This window comes from Streptomyces sp. NPDC020747 (genome assembly GCF_044334695.1).
In the GTDB taxonomy this organism is placed as follows: Bacteria; Actinomycetota; Actinomycetes; order Streptomycetales; family Streptomycetaceae; genus Streptomyces.
Map to the genome: position 1 here is coordinate 331,231 of NZ_JBIRTJ010000007.1, position 16,157 is coordinate 347,387.

The 16,157-nt window shown below is 69.8% G+C and carries 10 protein-coding genes; 3 read left to right on the forward strand and 7 right to left on the reverse strand.

From position 1 onward, the window contains the following. Positions 1-4 precede the first annotated feature (4 nt). Both hemW and ACH4YP_RS20970 read right to left on the reverse strand, forming a co-directional pair. Positions 5-1,237 (reverse strand): radical SAM family heme chaperone HemW, encoded by a 1,233-nt coding sequence (gene hemW, locus ACH4YP_RS20965; protein ID WP_361069647.1) that lies wholly within the window; start codon positions 1,235-1,237, stop codon positions 5-7. Between the two features lie 74 nt (positions 1,238-1,311). Further along, positions 1,312-3,378, reverse strand: coding sequence for a SpoIIE family protein phosphatase (locus tag ACH4YP_RS20970; protein ID WP_398491710.1), 2,067 nt, complete (start codon positions 3,376-3,378; stop codon positions 1,312-1,314). A gap of 212 nt (positions 3,379-3,590) precedes the next feature. Here ACH4YP_RS20970 and ACH4YP_RS20975 point away from each other — a divergent pair, with 212 nt between their 5' ends. Continuing rightward, a complete protein-coding gene (locus tag ACH4YP_RS20975) occupies positions 3,591-7,688 on the forward strand; it encodes a HAMP domain-containing protein (RefSeq protein ID WP_398491712.1) in 4,098 nt (1,365 codons plus the stop codon). An 18-nt stretch (positions 7,689-7,706) separates the two neighbouring features. Next, positions 7,707-8,291, forward strand: coding sequence for a response regulator (locus tag ACH4YP_RS20980; RefSeq protein WP_361069655.1), 585 nt, complete (start codon positions 7,707-7,709; stop codon positions 8,289-8,291). 28 nt (positions 8,292-8,319) lie between these two features. On the opposite strand, the gene ACH4YP_RS20985 is transcribed toward ACH4YP_RS20980, so the two are convergent. Together ACH4YP_RS20985 and lepA are read right to left on the reverse strand one after the other, a co-directional pair. Then, positions 8,320-10,194: an AMP-dependent synthetase/ligase gene (locus tag ACH4YP_RS20985; RefSeq protein ID WP_398491714.1), complete on the reverse strand. Its 1,875-nt coding sequence runs from the start codon at positions 10,192-10,194 to the stop codon at positions 8,320-8,322. A gap of 308 nt (positions 10,195-10,502) precedes the next feature. Further along, positions 10,503-12,371, reverse strand: coding sequence for a translation elongation factor 4 (lepA, locus tag ACH4YP_RS20990; protein WP_361069661.1), 1,869 nt, complete (start codon positions 12,369-12,371; stop codon positions 10,503-10,505). A 254-nt stretch (positions 12,372-12,625) separates the two neighbouring features. On the opposite strand from lepA, the gene rpsT reads away from it, so the two are divergent. Next, a complete protein-coding gene (gene rpsT / locus ACH4YP_RS20995) occupies positions 12,626-12,892 on the forward strand; it encodes a 30S ribosomal protein S20 (protein WP_055615123.1) in 267 nt (88 codons plus the stop codon). A gap of 426 nt (positions 12,893-13,318) precedes the next feature. On the opposite strand, the gene holA is transcribed toward rpsT, so the two are convergent. The 3 genes from holA to ACH4YP_RS21010 form a co-directional block, all read right to left on the reverse strand. Then, positions 13,319-14,305: a DNA polymerase III subunit delta gene (holA, locus tag ACH4YP_RS21000; protein WP_361059349.1), complete on the reverse strand. Its 987-nt coding sequence runs from the start codon at positions 14,303-14,305 to the stop codon at positions 13,319-13,321. A 453-nt stretch (positions 14,306-14,758) separates the two neighbouring features. Beyond that, entirely contained in the window at positions 14,759-15,004 is a 246-nt protein-coding gene (locus ACH4YP_RS21005; RefSeq protein ID WP_055610569.1) for a hypothetical protein, read from the reverse strand. A gap of 149 nt (positions 15,005-15,153) precedes the next feature. Continuing rightward, positions 15,154-16,044 carry a YceI family protein gene (locus tag ACH4YP_RS21010; RefSeq protein WP_361059347.1) on the reverse strand — a complete coding sequence of 297 codons (891 nt, stop codon included), beginning with the start codon at positions 16,042-16,044 and terminating at the stop codon, positions 15,154-15,156. Positions 16,045-16,157 lie beyond the last annotated feature (113 nt).

Here is a 16,157-nt window from a genome sequence, read left to right on the forward strand (position 1 = left end):
GGCGTCAGTCCACCAGGTCGCGTACCACCGCGTCCGCGAGCAGCCGCCCCCGCAGGGTGAGCACCGCGCTCCCGGACTCGTACGGCCCAGGCTGGAGCAGCCCATCGGCCAGTGCCCTCCTAGACGCCGCCAGGCCGTCCACCTGGAGCAGAGAGAGCGGAACCCCCTCAAGGAGCCGCAGCTCCAGCAGGATCCGCTCCACCCGCCGGTCCTCCGAAGACAGAAGCTCCCGCCCCGCCCCGGGTGACCTCCCCGCCGCCAGAGCCCCCGCATACGCCCCCGGATGTTTTACGTTCCACCAGCGAACACCCCCCACATGGGAGTGCGCCCCGGGCCCGGCCCCCCACCAGTCGGCCCCCCGCCAGTACAGCTCGTTGTGAAGGCAGCGCCCGGCGTCGGACGTGGCCCAGTTGGAGACCTCGTACCAGGAGAAGCCCGCCGCGGAGAGGCGGTCCTCCGCGATGAGGTACCGGTCCGCGTGCACGTCGTCGTCGGTCATGGGCACCTCCCCACGCCGGATGCGGCGCGCGAGCTGCGTCCCCTCCTCGACGATCAGGGCGTACGCCGAGACGTGGTCGGGCCCGGCGCCGATCGCCGCGTCGAGCGAGGCCCGCCAGTCGTCGTCGCTCTCACCGGGCGTGCCGTAGATGAGGTCGAGGTTGACGTGGTCGAACCCGGCCGCGCGGGCCTCGGCGACACAGGCCTCGGGCCTGCCGGGCGTGTGCGTACGGTCCAGGACCTTGAGCACGTGCTGCCGCGCGCTCTGCATGCCGAACGAGACGCGGTTGAACCCGCCCTCCCGGAGCGCGGCCAGATACGCCGGGTCCACCGACTCCGGGTTCGCCTCCGTCGTGATCTCCGCGTCCGCCGCGAGCCCGAACTCGTCCCGGATCGCCCCCAGCATCCGTACGAGATCGCCGGCGGGCAGCAGTGTGGGCGTACCGCCGCCGACGAAGACCGTGCGGACGGGCCGCGGGTCGTCGCCGAGGACCTTGCGGGCCAGGCGGATCTCGTCGATCAGGGTCGAGGCGTAGTTGTCGCGGGAGGCGAGCACGCCACCCGAGCCGCGCAGCTCCGTCGCCGTGTACGTGTTGAAGTCGCAGTAGCCGCAGCGCGTCGCGCAGTACGGGACGTGGAGGTAGAACCCGAGCGGACGGTCGGCCGCGCCGGCCAGGGCGTGCGCGGGCAGCGCCCCGTCGTCGGGGACGGGCTCGCCGTCGGGAAGTGCGGAAGGCATGTACTCCATTGTCCAGCACCTTCGGCACTCCCCGCCCAGCCCCCGCCCGGCCGCCTCCGAACCGTCTGCTCCGCCTACTCCGCCTGCAGCACCAGCAGCGCCAGGTCGTCCTCCGGTGCCTTGCCGCCGAACTCGTGGACCAGCCGGCGGATCCGCTCGGCGATCAGCTCGGCGCTCAGGCCCGCGCACCCGGCGAGCGCGGCGGCGAGGCCGTCGTCGTCGTCGAACTGCCGGTGCCCGCTGCGGCGCTCGGTGACGCCGTCCGTGACGCACAGGAGGCTGTCGCCGGGACGCAGCTCGAAGGTCCCGCAGAGGTAGCTGGCGTCCTCGAAGACGCCGAGGAGGGTCTGCGGCTGGGCCACCTCGCCGACGTCCCCGGACGGTTGCAGAAGCAACGGCAGCGGGTGTCCGGCGGAGGCGACCGTGCAGTGCACTCCGCCGTCGAAGGGCACCAGCTCGCCGTAGAGGAGGGAGAGGAAGCGGGTCTGCGGCCCCTCGTCCGCGAGCCCGGTGCCGCCCGCGGACACCAGGGCCCGGGCGGCGGCGTCGGCGGCCTCGGTCGCGTCGTCGAGGAGCAGCTGGTTGAGGCGGTCGAGGACGTCGGGCACCTCGTACCCCTCCCGGGCGAGAAGCCGCAGCCACGGCCGGGCGAGCCCGATCACCACGGCCGCCTCGGGCCCTTTGCCCTGTACGTCGCCGAGGGCGAAGCACCAGCGGCCGTCCCCGGCGGGGAAGAGGTCGTAGAAGTCCCCGCTGGGTCCGCCCTTGTCGCACGGCTCGTAGACGAGCGCGCTGCGTACGCCGGGGATCTCGGCGACCGCCCCGGGCAGCAGTCCGCGCTGCAGGACGCGGCTGATGGTGGCCTGGCGCGCGTACTGCCGGGCCGCGCCGATGGCGAGCGCGACGCGGCGGCTGAGGTCCTCGACGAGCCCCGTGATCTCGTCGGGGAAGCGGGTCTGCCCGGCCCGGCCGATGACCAGCGTGCCGAGCGGTCTGCCGCCCGCGATCAGCCGGAACGCGAGTGCCGATCCGCCCGTCGCCCGCGCTTCCAGCGCCTCGGCGGGCCATGGCACGGGCACGGGCCCGGCGCGGTCCGATTCGGGCAGCTCGGGCGGGTCCTTCTCCAGGAGCCGGCGCAGCTCCTCGATGCGGTTCTCGCTGCCGTGCCAGACGCGGGCGAGCCGTGGCCCGCCGACGACGCCCCCGTCGGCGCGGCCCGGGGCCTCGTCCTCCAGCCACACCGCGCACCAGTCGGCGAGCCGCGGGACGAGCAGCTGCCCGGTGAGCGCGGCGACCAGGTCCTCGTCGAGCTGCCCGGCGAGCAGGTCGGAGGCCTCGGCGAGGAAGGAGAGGACGCCCCGGCTGCGCCAGTCCTGGTCCTGCATGCCGCGCCGGGGTGCGGGGGCGAGGATCTCGGCGGCCCGCTGCCCGCGCCGCAGCGCGTGTTCGCCGTCGTACGCCTCGGCCTCCTCCTCGACGGTCGCGGTCCCGTCGACGGGCAGGCGTGCCCACACGGTCTTGACGCCGGTGCGGTAGGTGATGCCCCAGGCCTCGGAGAGCGCGGAGACCAGGTGCAGGCCCCGGCCGTACTCGACGGTGTCGTACGGCCGCTCGGCCCCGTCGTCCCGCACCACGCGTGCGGGGTGGTGGTCGGAGACCTCTATGACAAGGACGCCGGAATCGGGGACGGGCCCCGCCTCGGAGCCATTGCCGGAGCCGGCAGCCGGGCCGGCACCTGAGCTGTCACCCGAGCTGTCGCCCGAGCCATTGGCCGAGCCGTTGGCCGAGTCTTTGCCCGAACCTGCGTGCGAGCCGTCGTGCGAAACGGCCGCCCGTGCGGCGCCGGAGTCGGCCGCGGCGGCCGCCGGGCAGTCCTCCGAGCAGCCGCCGAGCCGGCACAGCAGCTCCACGTCCGTGCCGGCGTGCACCACCGCGTTCGTGACGAGTTCACTGACGACCACCATGGCGTCGGCGACGAGCAGGTCGGTGATGAACTCGGCGCCGGGCAGGGCGAGTTCGGTCCATTCGGCGAGCGCGGTACGGACGAACCGACGGGCGGCGCCCGGCGCGAGAGGGTTGCCCGGTAAGGACGTGCGCGCCACCGCCCGCGGGCGCTCCGGCGCCTCAGGAACACGGGACATGGACTCCCGTTGCGTCGGTATGGGCCCCACTGTGCGGCTCCCTGAGCAGTTCGGACGAATACGCCTCAGGCGATGCGGACAGAGTGACAGACTGACCACGCCCATAAGCGCCGAGTTACCGAAGTTGGGCCACCATGAGTGAGAACAGTGCTACGCGTGTGCTCGAAGACGGACAGATTCGGGCATCAGATCTGCGTCCTCTGCTCGCCGCCATGACCGCCGCCCGAGACGGCGACTTCAGCAAGGTGCCCGAATCCGGCCACGGGATGGTGGCCGAGCTGGTCACCGTGTTCAACCAGATCCTGGACCGCAGCCTGCACTTCAACTCCGAGGCGCAGCGCGTCCGCCGGGAGCTCGTCCGCCACGGCCGGCTCGACGAGCGGCTCTCCGCGAGTCCGGGCCAGGGCCACTGGACGACCCGGGTCAACGACGTGAACCAGCTGCTGGACGCGCTGGTGGCGCCGGCCGCCAACGCGACCCGGGTGCTCGACGCGGTGGCGGGCGGCGACCTGACGCAGCGCGTCGACCTGCACGACGGGAACCGTCAACTGCGGGGCGATCTGCGCCGGTTGGGGCGGACGGTCAACAAGATGGTCGATCAGCTGTCCCTGTTCACCGGCGAGGTGACCCGGGTCGCCCGCGAGGTCGGCACGGAGGGTCGGCTGGGCGGCCGAGCCAAGGTGACGGGCCTGTCGGGCAGTTGGCGGGACGTGACCGAGGCGGTGAACACGATGGCGTCCCGGCTGACCGCCCAGGTCCGTGACATCGCCCTGGTCACCACGGCGGTGGCGCGCGGCGACCTGACCCGCACGGTGACGGTCGAGGCGACCGGTGAGCTGCTCGAACTGAAGCTGACCGTGAACACGATGGTCGACCAGCTCTCCGCCTTCGCCGACGAGGTCACGCGTGTGGCCCGTGAGGTCGGCACGGAGGGCCGGTTGGGCGGCCGGGCGCAGGTGCGCGGGGTGTCCGGGGTCTGGAAGGACCTCACCGACAACGTCAACTTCATGGCCTCGAACCTGACTTCACAGGTCCGCAACATCGCCCAGGTGACCACGGCCGTGGCCAACGGCGACCTGAGCCAGAAGATCACGGTCGACGCGCAGGGCGAGATCCTGGAGCTGAAGTCGACGATCAACACGATGGTCGACCAGCTCTCCGCCTTCGCCGACGAGGTCACCCGCGTCGCCCGCGAGGTCGGCACGGAAGGAAACCTCGGCGGGCGCGCGCAGGTCCGTGGCGTGTCCGGGGTCTGGAAGGACCTGACCGACAACGTCAACTTCATGGCGGACAACCTGACTTCACAGGTCCGCAACATCGCGCTCGTCTCCACCGCCGTGGCCCAGGGCGACCTCGGCAAGAAGATCACGGTGGAGGCGAAGGGCGAGATCCTGGAGCTGAAGTCCACCATCAACACCATGGTCGACCAGCTCTCCGCCTTCGCCGACGAAGTCACCCGCGTCGCCCGCGAGGTGGGAACAGAAGGAAACCTCGGCGGGCAGGCCCAGGTGCGCGGTGTCTCCGGCGTCTGGAAGGACCTCACCGACAACGTCAACTTCATGGCGCTGAACCTGACTTCACAGGTGCGGAACATCGCCCAGGTGACCACGGCCGTGGCGAACGGCAACCTCGGGAAGAAGATCACGGTCGACGCGCGCGGCGAGATCCTGGAACTGAAGGACACCGTCAACACGATGGTGGAGCAGCTGCGCGCCTTCGCCGACGAGGTGACCCGCGTGGCCCGCGAGGTCGGCACCGACGGACGGCTCGGCGGCCGGGCCCAGGTACTCGGCGTGTCCGGCGTCTGGCGGGACCTGACCGACAACGTCAACTACATGGCGGACAACCTGACTTCGCAGGTGCGGAACATCGCGCAGGTCGCGACCGCGGTGGCCCAGGGCGACCTCTCCAAGAAGATCGACGTGGACGCGCGCGGCGAGATCCTGGAGCTGAAGACCACGATCAACACGATGGTGGACACGCTGTCGTCGTTCTCGTCCGAGGTCACGCGCGTGGCCCGCGAGGTGGGCTCCGAGGGCCAACTCGGTGGCCAGGCACGGGTGGAGGGCGTGTACGGCACCTGGAAGCGCCTGACGACGAACGTGAACGAGCTGGCGTCCAACCTCACCACCCAGGTCCGCGCGATCGCCGAGGTGGCGTCCGCGGTGGCCCAGGGCGACATGTCCCGCTCCATCACGGTGGAGACGCAGGGCGAGGTCGCCGAGCTGAAGGACAACATCAACCTGATGGTGGCCAACCTCCGCGAGACGACCCGTGCGAAGGACTGGCTGGAGTCGAACCTCGCCCGTCTCGCCGCCCTGATGCAGGGCCACCGGGACCTGATGGAGGTCGCCGACCTGATCCTGCGCGAGCTGACTCCGCTGGTCAACGCGCAGTACGGCGCCTTCTTCCTGGCCGACCCGGAGGAGGACGGCGCCTCGCTGCACACGGCCGTGCCCGCCAAGGGGCTCGCCTTCATCGCGGGGTACGGCTCGGCGCAGGGCGCGACCGTCGACACGGGCACCATGCCGGTGCATGGGCTCGTACGGCAGGCCGCGCGGGAGAAGAAGCGGATCCTGGTGGAGGAGGCCCCGCCGGACTACATCAAGATCAACAGCGGTCTGGGGGAGGCGGCTCCCGCGAGTGTCGTCATCATCCCGATCCTCTTCGAGGACAAGCTGCTGGGGGTGATCGAGCTCGCCTCGTTCTCCCGCTTCTCCGATGTGCACCTGGCGTTCTTCGACCAGTTCGTGAACACCATCGGCGTCGCGATCAACACCATCATCGCCAACTCCCGTACGGAGTCGCTGCTGGGCGAGTCGCAGCGCCTGGCCGTCCAGCTCCAGGACCGCTCGGACGAACTGCAGTCGCAGCAGGCCGAGTTGCAGCGCTCGAACGCCGAACTGGAGGAGAAGGCGGCGCTGTTGGCCACCAGCTCCCAGTACAAGTCGGAGTTCCTGGCGAACATGTCGCACGAGCTGCGGACCCCGCTCAACTCGCTGCTGATCCTGGCCCGGCTGCTCTCCGACAACCCTGACGGTCATCTCTCGGACCAGGAGGTGCAGTTCGCGACGACGATCCACCGCTCGGGCTCCGACCTCCTCCAGCTGATCAACGACATCCTCGACCTGTCGAAGATCGAGGCCGGCCGGATGGACGTACGCCCGAAGAAGCTGCCGCTGATCAAGCTGCTCGACTACGTCCACGCCACGTTCCGGCCGCTCACGCTGGACCGGGGGCTCGCCTTCGAGGTGGCGGTCGGCGAGGACGTACCGCGCGAGATGTACTCGGACGAGCAGCGGCTCCAGCAGATCCTGCGCAACCTGCTCTCGAACGCGATCAAGTTCACCGCGACGGGCCGGGTCGAGCTGCGCGTCAACGGCGTCAAGGACACCGAGCACCGCTACACCCGCGAGAAGAGCGACCACGTGATCGCCTTCGCGGTCTCCGACACCGGCATCGGCATCGCCCCGGAGAAACTCCCGGTGATCTTCGAGGCGTTCCAGCAGGCCGACGGCACGACGAACCGCAAGTACGGCGGCACGGGTCTCGGCCTGTCCATCAGCCGGGAGATCGCGGGCCTGCTGGGCGGCCGCATCATCGCCGAGAGCATGCCCGGCCGGGGTTCCACCTTCACGCTGTACGTGCCGGTCGTCAGCCCCGGGCACTCGGCGACCGAGCCGGGCGCCGAGGAGCGGGCCCTGACCATGCCCGAGCAGTTGTCCTCCGAGCCGTACACCGTTCACGACCAGGACGACGGCTGGCCGGCACCCACCAAACTGGAGGCGTGGAAGGCGGGTCGGGCGGGTCAGGTCCTGCCCGGGCGAAGGGTGTTGATCGTGGACGACGACATCCGCAACGTCTTCGCGCTCACCCATGTACTGGGCCGGGTCGGGATGCCCGTCCTGTACGCGGAGAACGGGCGCGAGGGCATCGAGACACTGGAGCGCAACCCCGACGTCCAACTCGTACTGATGGACATCATGATGCCGGAGATGGACGGCTACGAGACCATCTCCGCCATCCGCCGCACCCCGCGCTGGGCCGGACTTCCCATTGTCGCCCTCACCGCCAAGGCGATGCCGGGCGACCGCGAGAAGTCCATCGCGCGCGGTGCGAACGACTACGTACCCAAGCCGGTGGACGTCGATCAGCTGCTGACCGTCGTCTGTGCGCTCCTGGACCCCGAGAGCACGGATACCGAGGAGCAGGGCCTCTCCGTCGCGACCGGCGCTCCGGAACCCGTCGGTTCCGGTGCGCCCGAGTCCGTCGCGTCGGAGGAGCCCACCGTCCCGCCGGCGAACCAATGAGGCAGGCAACCAATCACCATGAGCACTGAAGGCTCGACCGACGAGCGCGCCAGCATCCTCCTCGTGGACGACATGGAGGACAACCTGATCGCGTTGGAGGCCGTCCTGGGGTCCCTCAACGAACCGCTCGTACGCGCCCGTTCGGGCGAGGAGGCGATGAAGGCGCTGCTGCGGCAGCGGTTCGCCGTCGTCCTGCTCGACATCCGGATGCCGGGCATGGACGGCTTCGAGACGGCCGCGAACATCAAGCGGCTCGACCAGACCAAGGACGTACCGATCATCTTCCTGACCGGCACGGACTCCGACGCGGGGTACGCGTTCCGCGGGTACGCGACCGGGGCCGCCGACTACCTCACCAAGCCGTTCGACCCCTGGGTGCTGCGCGCCAAGGTGACCGTCTTCCTCGATCTGCACCGCAAGAACCGGCAGTTGGAGCGGATGCTCGCCCGCGAGCAGGCGCAGTTCGACGAACTCGCCGACCGCCTGCGCGCGATAGAGACCCACATGGCGACCAGCGACCTCAAGGACGTGACCGAACTCCGCCACCACATACGCCACATGGAGGACCTGCTACGAGAGATGCGAAAGGGGCGGGGTCTGTGACCCCGCCCCTCACCATCGCTTCGCCGGGCTAGGCCTCGCGCGAGCCCGCGTACATCTCGTCGATCAAGTGCTTGTACTCCCGTTCCACGACCGGGCGCTTCAGCTTCAGGCTGGGCGTCAGCTCGCCGTGTTCGATGTCGAGGTCGCGCGGGAGGAGCTTGAACTTCTTGATGGTCTGCCAGCGCTGGAGGCCCTCGTTGAGCGTCCTGACGTAGCCGTCGATGAGCTCGACCGTCGCGGGGGCGGCGACGACCTCGGCGTACGACTTGCCCGACAGGCCGTTGTCCGCGGCCCAGCCGAGGATCGACGGCTCGTCGAGGGAGATGAGCGCGGTGCAGAAGTTCCGGTCGGCGCCGTGCACCAGGATGTTGGAGACGTACGGGCAGACGGCCTTGAACTGGCCCTCGACCTCGGCGGGCGCGATGTACTTGCCGCCCGAGGTCTTGATGAGGTCCTTCTTGCGGTCCGTGATGCGCAGATAGCCGTCGGGGGACAGCTCGCCGATGTCGCCGGTGTGGAACCAGCCGTCGGACTCCAGCACCTCGGCCGTCTTCTCGGGCAGCCCGTGGTAGCCCTCCATGATGCCGGGGCCGCGCAGCAGGATCTCGCCGTCGTCCGCGATACGCACCTCGGTGCCGGGCAGCGGCTTGCCGACCGTGCCGGTGCGGTACGCCTCGCCGGGGTTCACGAAGGAGGCGGCGGACGACTCCGTGAGCCCGTACCCCTCCAGGATGTGGATGCCGGCGCCCGCGAAGAAGAAGCCGATGTCCGGCGCGAGGGCGGCCGAGCCGGAGACACAGGCGCGCAGGTTGCCGCCGAAGGCCTCGCGGATCTTGGCGTAGACGAGCGCGTCGGCGACCTTGTGCTTGGCGGCGAGGCCGAAGGGCGCGGAGGCGGTGCCGGTGCGGCGGAAGTTGTCCTGCGTGGCCTTCGCGTACTCGCGGGAGACGCCGGCCGCCCACTGGAAGATCTTGTACTTGGCGCCGCCGCCGGCCCGCGCCTTGGCGGCGACCCCGTTGTAGACCTTCTCGAAGATGCGGGGCACGGCCGCCATGTACGTCGGCTGCACGACCGGCAGGTTCTCGATGATCTTGTCGACGCGGCCGTCGACGGCGGTGACGTGCCCGACCTCGATGTGGCCGGACGTGAGCACCTTGCCGAAGACGTGCGCGAGCGGCAGCCACAGGTACTGCACGTCTTCCTGGCCGACCAGTCCGGTCGCGGCGATGGCCTTCGCCATGTACGACCAGTTGTCGTGCGGCAGCCGGACGCCCTTGGGGCGGCCCGTGGTGCCTGAGGTGTAGATGAGGGTGGCCAGCTGGTCCTTGGTGATCGCCCCGACCTTCTCCTTGATCAGGTCGGGGTTCTTCTCCAGGTAGGCGGCGCCGCGGGTCTCCAGCTCGGCGAGGGTGAGGACCCCCTCACCGGACTCCACGCCGGCCGGGTCGATCACCACGACATGGGTCAGCTCGGGCAGGTCGCCGCGCGTCTCCTGGGCCTTGGCGAGCTGCGTCGCGTCCTCCGCGATCAGCACCTTGCTCGCGGAGTCGGCCAGGATGAAGGCCGATTCCTCGGCGTTCGTCTGCGGGTAGACGGTGGTCGTCGCCGCGCCCGCGCACATGATGCCGAGGTCGGCGAGGATCCAGTCGACGCGGGTCGAGGAGGCGAGCGCGACGCGCTGCTCCGGCTGCACACCCAGTTCGATCAGACCGGCCGCGATCGCGTAGACCCGGTCGGCCGCCTGCGCCCAGCTCAGGGACTTCCAGTCGTCCGGGCCCTCGCCCGAGGCGGTCGGCACCGGGTAGCGGTACGCCTCCGCGTCCGGCGTCGCCGCCACGCGCTCCAGGAAGAGGGCCGCCACGGACGGCGGACGGTTCTCGATCAGGGTCTGTGTGTCGCTCACGACATCCTCCGGGGCCCGCGACAGTGCGTGTGGCTGGCTGATTGCGGTTGGCTCTGACAGTTGGCTCAGGGGCAGATTGGTGCTGGTGAGTCACTGGCGAGTGGCTCGGCGCACCCGTTGTTTAACTCATGAGTAACCAACGAGTGGTGATCAGAGTAAAGCCCGTCCGCCCGGTGCGTAAGGGGCGGCGTGCTGTCACTTCCTACAGAGCGTGGGCGGAACGCGGCAGTCCGTTGACGCGGCGGGCCCGCCGCGCGGAAGCGCGACGGGCCCGTGATTCCGCGGCCTGCGGTTGACAGGGCCGGCGGCTACTTCTTGCCCTTGCCCGAGCCGGCGGCGTCGTCGCTGGACAGAACGGCGATGAAGGCCTCTTGCGGAACCTCCACAGAGCCCACCATCTTCATCCGCTTCTTGCCTTCCTTCTGCTTCTCCAGCAGCTTCCGCTTACGCGAGATGTCACCGCCGTAGCACTTGGCGAGGACATCCTTTCGGATGGCGCGGATCGTCTCGCGGGCGATGACCCGGGATCCGATGGCCGCCTGGATGGGGATCTCGAAGGCCTGGCGCGGGATGAGCTCGCGCAGCTTGGCGACGAGCCGCACCCCGTACGCGTACGCCGCGTCCTTGTGCGTGACGGCGGAGAAGGCGTCGACGCGGTCGCCGTGCAGCAGGATGTCGACCTTGACCAGCGAGGCGTCCTGCTCGCCGGTGGGCTCGTAGTCCAGGGAGGCGTACCCGCGGGTCTTGGACTTCAGGTTGTCGAAGAAGTCGAAGACGATCTCGGCGAGGGGGAGCGTGTAGCGGATCTCGACGCGGTCCTCGGAGAGGTAGTCCATCCCGAGGAGGGTGCCGCGGCGGGTCTGGCAGAGCTCCATGATCGAGCCGATGAACTCGCTGGGAGCGAGGATCGTGGCCCGGACGACCGGCTCGAAGACCTTGTCGATCTTGCCCTCGGGGAACTCGCTCGGGTTGGTGACCGTGTGCTCCTTCCCGTCCTCCATGATCACGCGGTAGACCACGTTGGGCGCGGTGGCGATGAGTTCGAGGTTGAACTCGCGCTCCAGCCGCTCACGGATGACGTCGAGGTGCAGCAGCCCCAGGAAGCCGACACGGAAACCGAAGCCCAGCGCCGCGGAGGTCTCCGGCTCGTAGACCAGGGCGGCGTCGTTGAGCTGGAGCTTGTCCAGCGCCTCGCGGAGGTCGGGGTAGTCGGAACCGTCCAGCGGATACAGACCCGAGAAGACCATCGGCTTGGGGTCCTTGTACCCGCCGAGGGCCTCGGTGGCGCCCTTGTCCTTGCTGGTGATCGTGTCACCGACCTTGGACTGACGGACGTCCTTCACACCGGTGATGATGTAGCCCACCTCGCCGACGCCGATGCCGTCGGCCGGCGTCATCTCGGGGGACGAGACGCCGATCTCAAGGAGCTCGTGGGTGGCGCCGGTCGACATCATCTTGATGCGCTCGCGCTTGTTGAGCTGCCCGTCGATGACACGGACGTACGTGACCACGCCCCGGTAGGAGTCGTAGACCGAGTCGAAGATCATCGCGCGGGCGGGGGCGTCCTTGACGCCGACCGGGGCCGGAACGTCACGGACGACCCGGTCCAGGAGCGCGTCCACGCCGATGCCGGTCTTCGCCGAGACCTTGAGCACGTCCTCGGGCTGACAGCCGATGAGGTTGGCGAGCTCCTCGGAGAACTTCTCGGGCTGGGCGGCCGGCAGATCGATCTTGTTCAGTACGGGGATGATCTTGAGGTCGTTCTCCATCGCCAGGTAGAGGTTGGCGAGAGTCTGCGCCTCGATGCCCTGGGCCGCGTCGACGAGGAGAACGGTCCCCTCGCAGGCGGCGAGCGACCGGGACACCTCATACGTGAAGTCCACGTGCCCGGGGGTGTCGATCATGTTGAGGATGTGGGTCCTGCCCGGATCCTCGGTCGGGGCCCAGGGCAGCCGCACCGCCTGGGACTTGATCGTGATGCCGCGCTCGCGCTCGATGTCCATGCGGTCGAGGTACTGAGCGCGCATCTGACGCACATCGACCACTCCGGTCAGCTGGAGCATGCGGTCGGCGAGCGTGGACTTGCCGTGGTCGATGTGCGCGATGATGCAGAAATTACGGAGCAGCGCCGGGGCGGTACGGCTCGGCTCGGGCACATTGTTAGGGGTCGCGGGCACGCAGGGTCCTGTCTCTTGAGGCGCCTGTCGCCTCGGGTCGGATCGATACGTAGGCTCCATGGTCCCACGGGCGGGGGCGTGCGACCGGTTTGGGCCACTCGTGCGGTGACTGGTAGCCTGAACAGCTGTGTCTCATGCCCTCTCTGCAGGAGGCACAACCTCAAGAAACCAAACGGCGCGTGAGGCGTGTGGGTGGGGCGTGTTTCGTTTCCCGTTCTCGTTTCTCGCGTGCCAGAACCTGAGAAGGCTCATTCGTGGCGAACATCAAGTCCCAGATCAAGCGGATCAAGACCAACGAGAAGGCTCGGCTGCGCAACAAGGCCGTCAAGTCTTCGCTGAAGACCGCGATCCGCAAGGCCCGTGAGGCTGCTGCCGCGGGTGACGTCGAGAAGGCCACGGAGGCCGCGCGCGAGGCTTCGCGCAAGCTGGACAAGGCTGTCTCGAAGGGCGTCATCCACAAGAACCAGGCCGCCAACAAGAAGTCGGCGCTTGCTTCCAAGGTCTCCACCCTCAAGGGCTGAACTCACTTGATTTGACCGCCGGAAGGACCTGAGCGGGCCCTCTCTCATCCGCTCCCGACCGGCACCCCGACTCGTACGCGACTGCGTTCGCCACGCGGGTACGAGTCCCCAGCACAAACCGAGGCCCCGGCTGCTCCCCCTTCCCCAGGGGGAGGGCCGGGGCCTTTGGCGTGCGCCTTGGGAGGCCGGGGGTGCGCTGCGGGGGTGTGACGGACTCGGCCCATGCTCTGGCGCGCTTTGGCCGACATTTTCAGCCCCGGCCAGCACTTTCAGCCCGTCCGGCGTTTGAGGACGAGCGCGTCAGCGCGATACGGGGGCCTGGGGGCGGCAGCCCCCAGAAAGGGACGGTGGGGGTCCCCCCGCTCGAGCGAAGCCGAGAGTGGGGGAGGGTAGGGGCGGCGGGGGCGAGAAAACGCCTGGCGGCAGCTAGCCGCGCCGCGCGCGAGCCGCCCGGGCAATGGCGACGACGGCCTTCTCAAGGGCGTACTCGGGATCATCACCGCCACCCTTGACCCCCGCATCGGCCTCCGCGACCGCCCGAAGCGCAACGGAAACCCCGTCCGGAGTCCACCCCCGCATCTGCTGCCGAACCCGATCGATCTTCCACGGCGGCATCCCCAGCTCCCGAGCAAGGTCAGCGGGCCGCCCCCCACGAGCCGACGACAGCTTCCCGATGGCCCGCACCCCCTGTGCCAACGCACTGGTGATCATCACAGGCGCGACCCCGGTCGACAGAGACCACCGCAGAGCCTCCAACGCCTCCGCCGCCCGCCCCTCGACCGCCCGATCCGCCACCGTGAAGCTGGAAGCCTCGGCCCGGCCCGTGTAGTACCGGCCGACGACGGCCTCGTCGATCGTCCCCTCGATGTCCGAGACAAGCTGCGTCACGGCGGACGCCAGCTCCCGCAGATCGCTCCCGATGGAGTCGACAAGGGCCTGGCAGGCCTCAGGCGTGGCGGACCGCCCCAGCACCCGGAACTCGTTCCGGGTGAAGGCCAGCCGATCCGCCGGCTTCGTCATCTTGGGGCAGGCGACCTCCCGCGCACCCACCTTGCGCGCGGCATCGAGCAGCCCCTTGCCCTTGGCCGCCCCCGCGTGCAACAGCACGAGCGTGATCTCCTCGGCGGGGGCGCCCAGATACGCCTTCACGTCCTTGATCGTGTCGGCCGACAGATCCTGGGCGTTGCGCACCACGACGACCTTGCGCTCCGCGAAGAGCGACGGACTGGTCAGCTCGGCGAGCGTGCCCGGCTGCAACTGGTCCGACGTGAGGTCCCGTACATCCGTGTCCGCGTCGGCGGCCCGCGCGGCGACCACCACCTCCCGCACGGCGCGGTCGAGCAGGAGGTCCTCCTGCCCGACGGCGATCGTGACGGGGGCGAGCGGGTTGTCCTGTGCAGAGTTCCTGGCCATCGCGCCCAAGCATCCCACGCACCACTGACAACGGACTCCGCCCGTGAGGTGGACCGGCGGCCCAGGGGCGGACCGGCGGCCGGGGGCGCCCCGACGCCCGCAGGTGTACCGGCGGCTCGGCGGGCGAGCAACGGCCGTAGGAGGCATCGGCGCCTGGCGGGCGGACGCGGCCGTGCGGTAGGCCTACGGCCGCACGGAGGGGCCTCCGTCCGGGCGGAGGGCCGCCAGCCACGCGAAGGGCCACCGATCCCGATCCCGCGGAAGGTCACCGGCCACGCGGAGCGCCGCCGGCCATGGGACGAGCCAACGGTCATGCACTGACCGACGCCCGCCGGACAAGCCGAACGATCACGCGGTGGCCAACAGTCGTGGACCAGGCCAACCTTCACGGGTGGCCGACAGCCCTGGCGGTGGGCCCACGCTGTACGGGCCGCCTTCACCCGCTACGGCGGCCTACGGCTCCTCGCGCCACCCGTCCCACTCCCCCGCGAACGCGTCCAGTTCCCCCGCATCGAGCCGCCCGTCCGAGTCCCGCAGGACCAGCAGCCACTGCGCGTCCTCGGCGTCGTCCTCGCCGGCCAGGGCGTCCCGTACGAGCTGCGGCTCCTCGTCGAGTGCGAACCGCTCCCCGAGCGCCTCCGCCGCCTCGTGCGCGGCATCGCGGTCGGGCAGGACCAGTACATGTCTCACATCGCTCACCCAGCCATTTTCCGGTACGCGGACGACACTCCGCGCCGGGGGCGGGCGGCCGGCAGAACACCAGGTCAGACCGGTCATCCGAGACAGACCCGTCAGACCGTCGGACAGCCCTGTCAGTCCCGCCAGCCCCGTCAGCCCCGCCAGTGCCGTCAGCCCTTGGGCACGATCTGTACGTCCAGGTCGACCGTGATGCTCGGGCCGACCACGGCGATCCCCCGGGCGAGCATCGTCTGCCAGCTCACCGTGAAGTCGTCGCGGCGCAGTTCGGTGCTGGCCCGGCAGGCCGCCCGCACCTCGCCCTCCATGCCGTTGCCGACGCCGAGATACTCCATGTCGAGCGTGACCGTCCGCGTCACCCCGTGCAGCGACAGCGCCCCGGTGACCGCCCACCGGCTGCCACCCCGGTGCGCGAACCGGTCACTGTAGAACTCCAGCGTCGGAAACCGGTCGACGTCAAGGAAGTCCGCGGACCTCAGATGGTCGTCCCGCATCTTCACGTTCGTGTCGATGGACGACGCGTCGATCACCACATGCATGGCCGACTGCTCGGCACGCTCGGCCAGCCGGATCACCCCCGCGAACGTGTTGAACCTGCCACGCACCTTGGCCAGCCCGATGTGCCGGGCGGTGAACCCGATCGTGGAGTGCGTCGGCTCGATCTCCCAGTCCCCCGGCCGTGGCAGTGCGGGCGGCCGGGCGACGTGCAACGTCACTTCGCCGAGCGAGGCCAGCGCGTCCTCCTCCACCCTGGCGTTCGCCCGGAACGGGGCGTACCCCTCGGCCGACACCGCGAGCCGGTACTCGCCCGCCGGCACCGTCACCGTGAACGACCCGAACGGATCCAGCCCCCCGCCGACCACTTTTCGCCCCGCCGTGTCCGTGACCACGAACTCGGCATGCGACACCGGCTGGTTGACCGGATCCAACACCCGGCAGCTGAGCACTCCGGCCCCGGCCGGCATCCGCACCGCGGCGCCACGATCCGCCCGTTGCGTTCGATTGGAACGATTCGAACGGTTCCCCAGCCAGCTGCCGACCATCTGCGACCCACCCCCGCGCGACACGAACGTTGTGAAATCACCGTTGCCGAGGAGGTATTCGACCACTGATGCGACTTTCGAGGCAACAGACGACCACATCGCAGGAATCCAGC

Excerpts from the sequence above, each read along its gene's own strand:
- holA (WP_361059349.1), bottom strand. The coding sequence starts at position 14,305 with ATGGCCAGGAACTCTGCACAGGACAACCCGCTCGCCCCCGTCACGATC.
- ACH4YP_RS20975 (WP_398491712.1), top strand. The coding sequence starts at position 3,591 with ATGACCGCCGCCCGAGACGGCGACTTCAGCAAGGTGCCCGAATCCGGC.
- ACH4YP_RS20970 (WP_398491710.1), bottom strand. The coding sequence starts at position 3,378 with ATGTCCCGTGTTCCTGAGGCGCCGGAGCGCCCGCGGGCGGTGGCGCGC.
- hemW (WP_361069647.1), bottom strand. The coding sequence starts at position 1,237 with ATGCCTTCCGCACTTCCCGACGGCGAGCCCGTCCCCGACGACGGGGCG.
- ACH4YP_RS20980 (WP_361069655.1), top strand. The coding sequence starts at position 7,707 with ATGAGCACTGAAGGCTCGACCGACGAGCGCGCCAGCATCCTCCTCGTG.
- ACH4YP_RS21010 (WP_361059347.1), bottom strand. The coding sequence starts at position 16,044 with ATGGTCGGCAGCTGGCTGGGGAACCGTTCGAATCGTTCCAATCGAACG.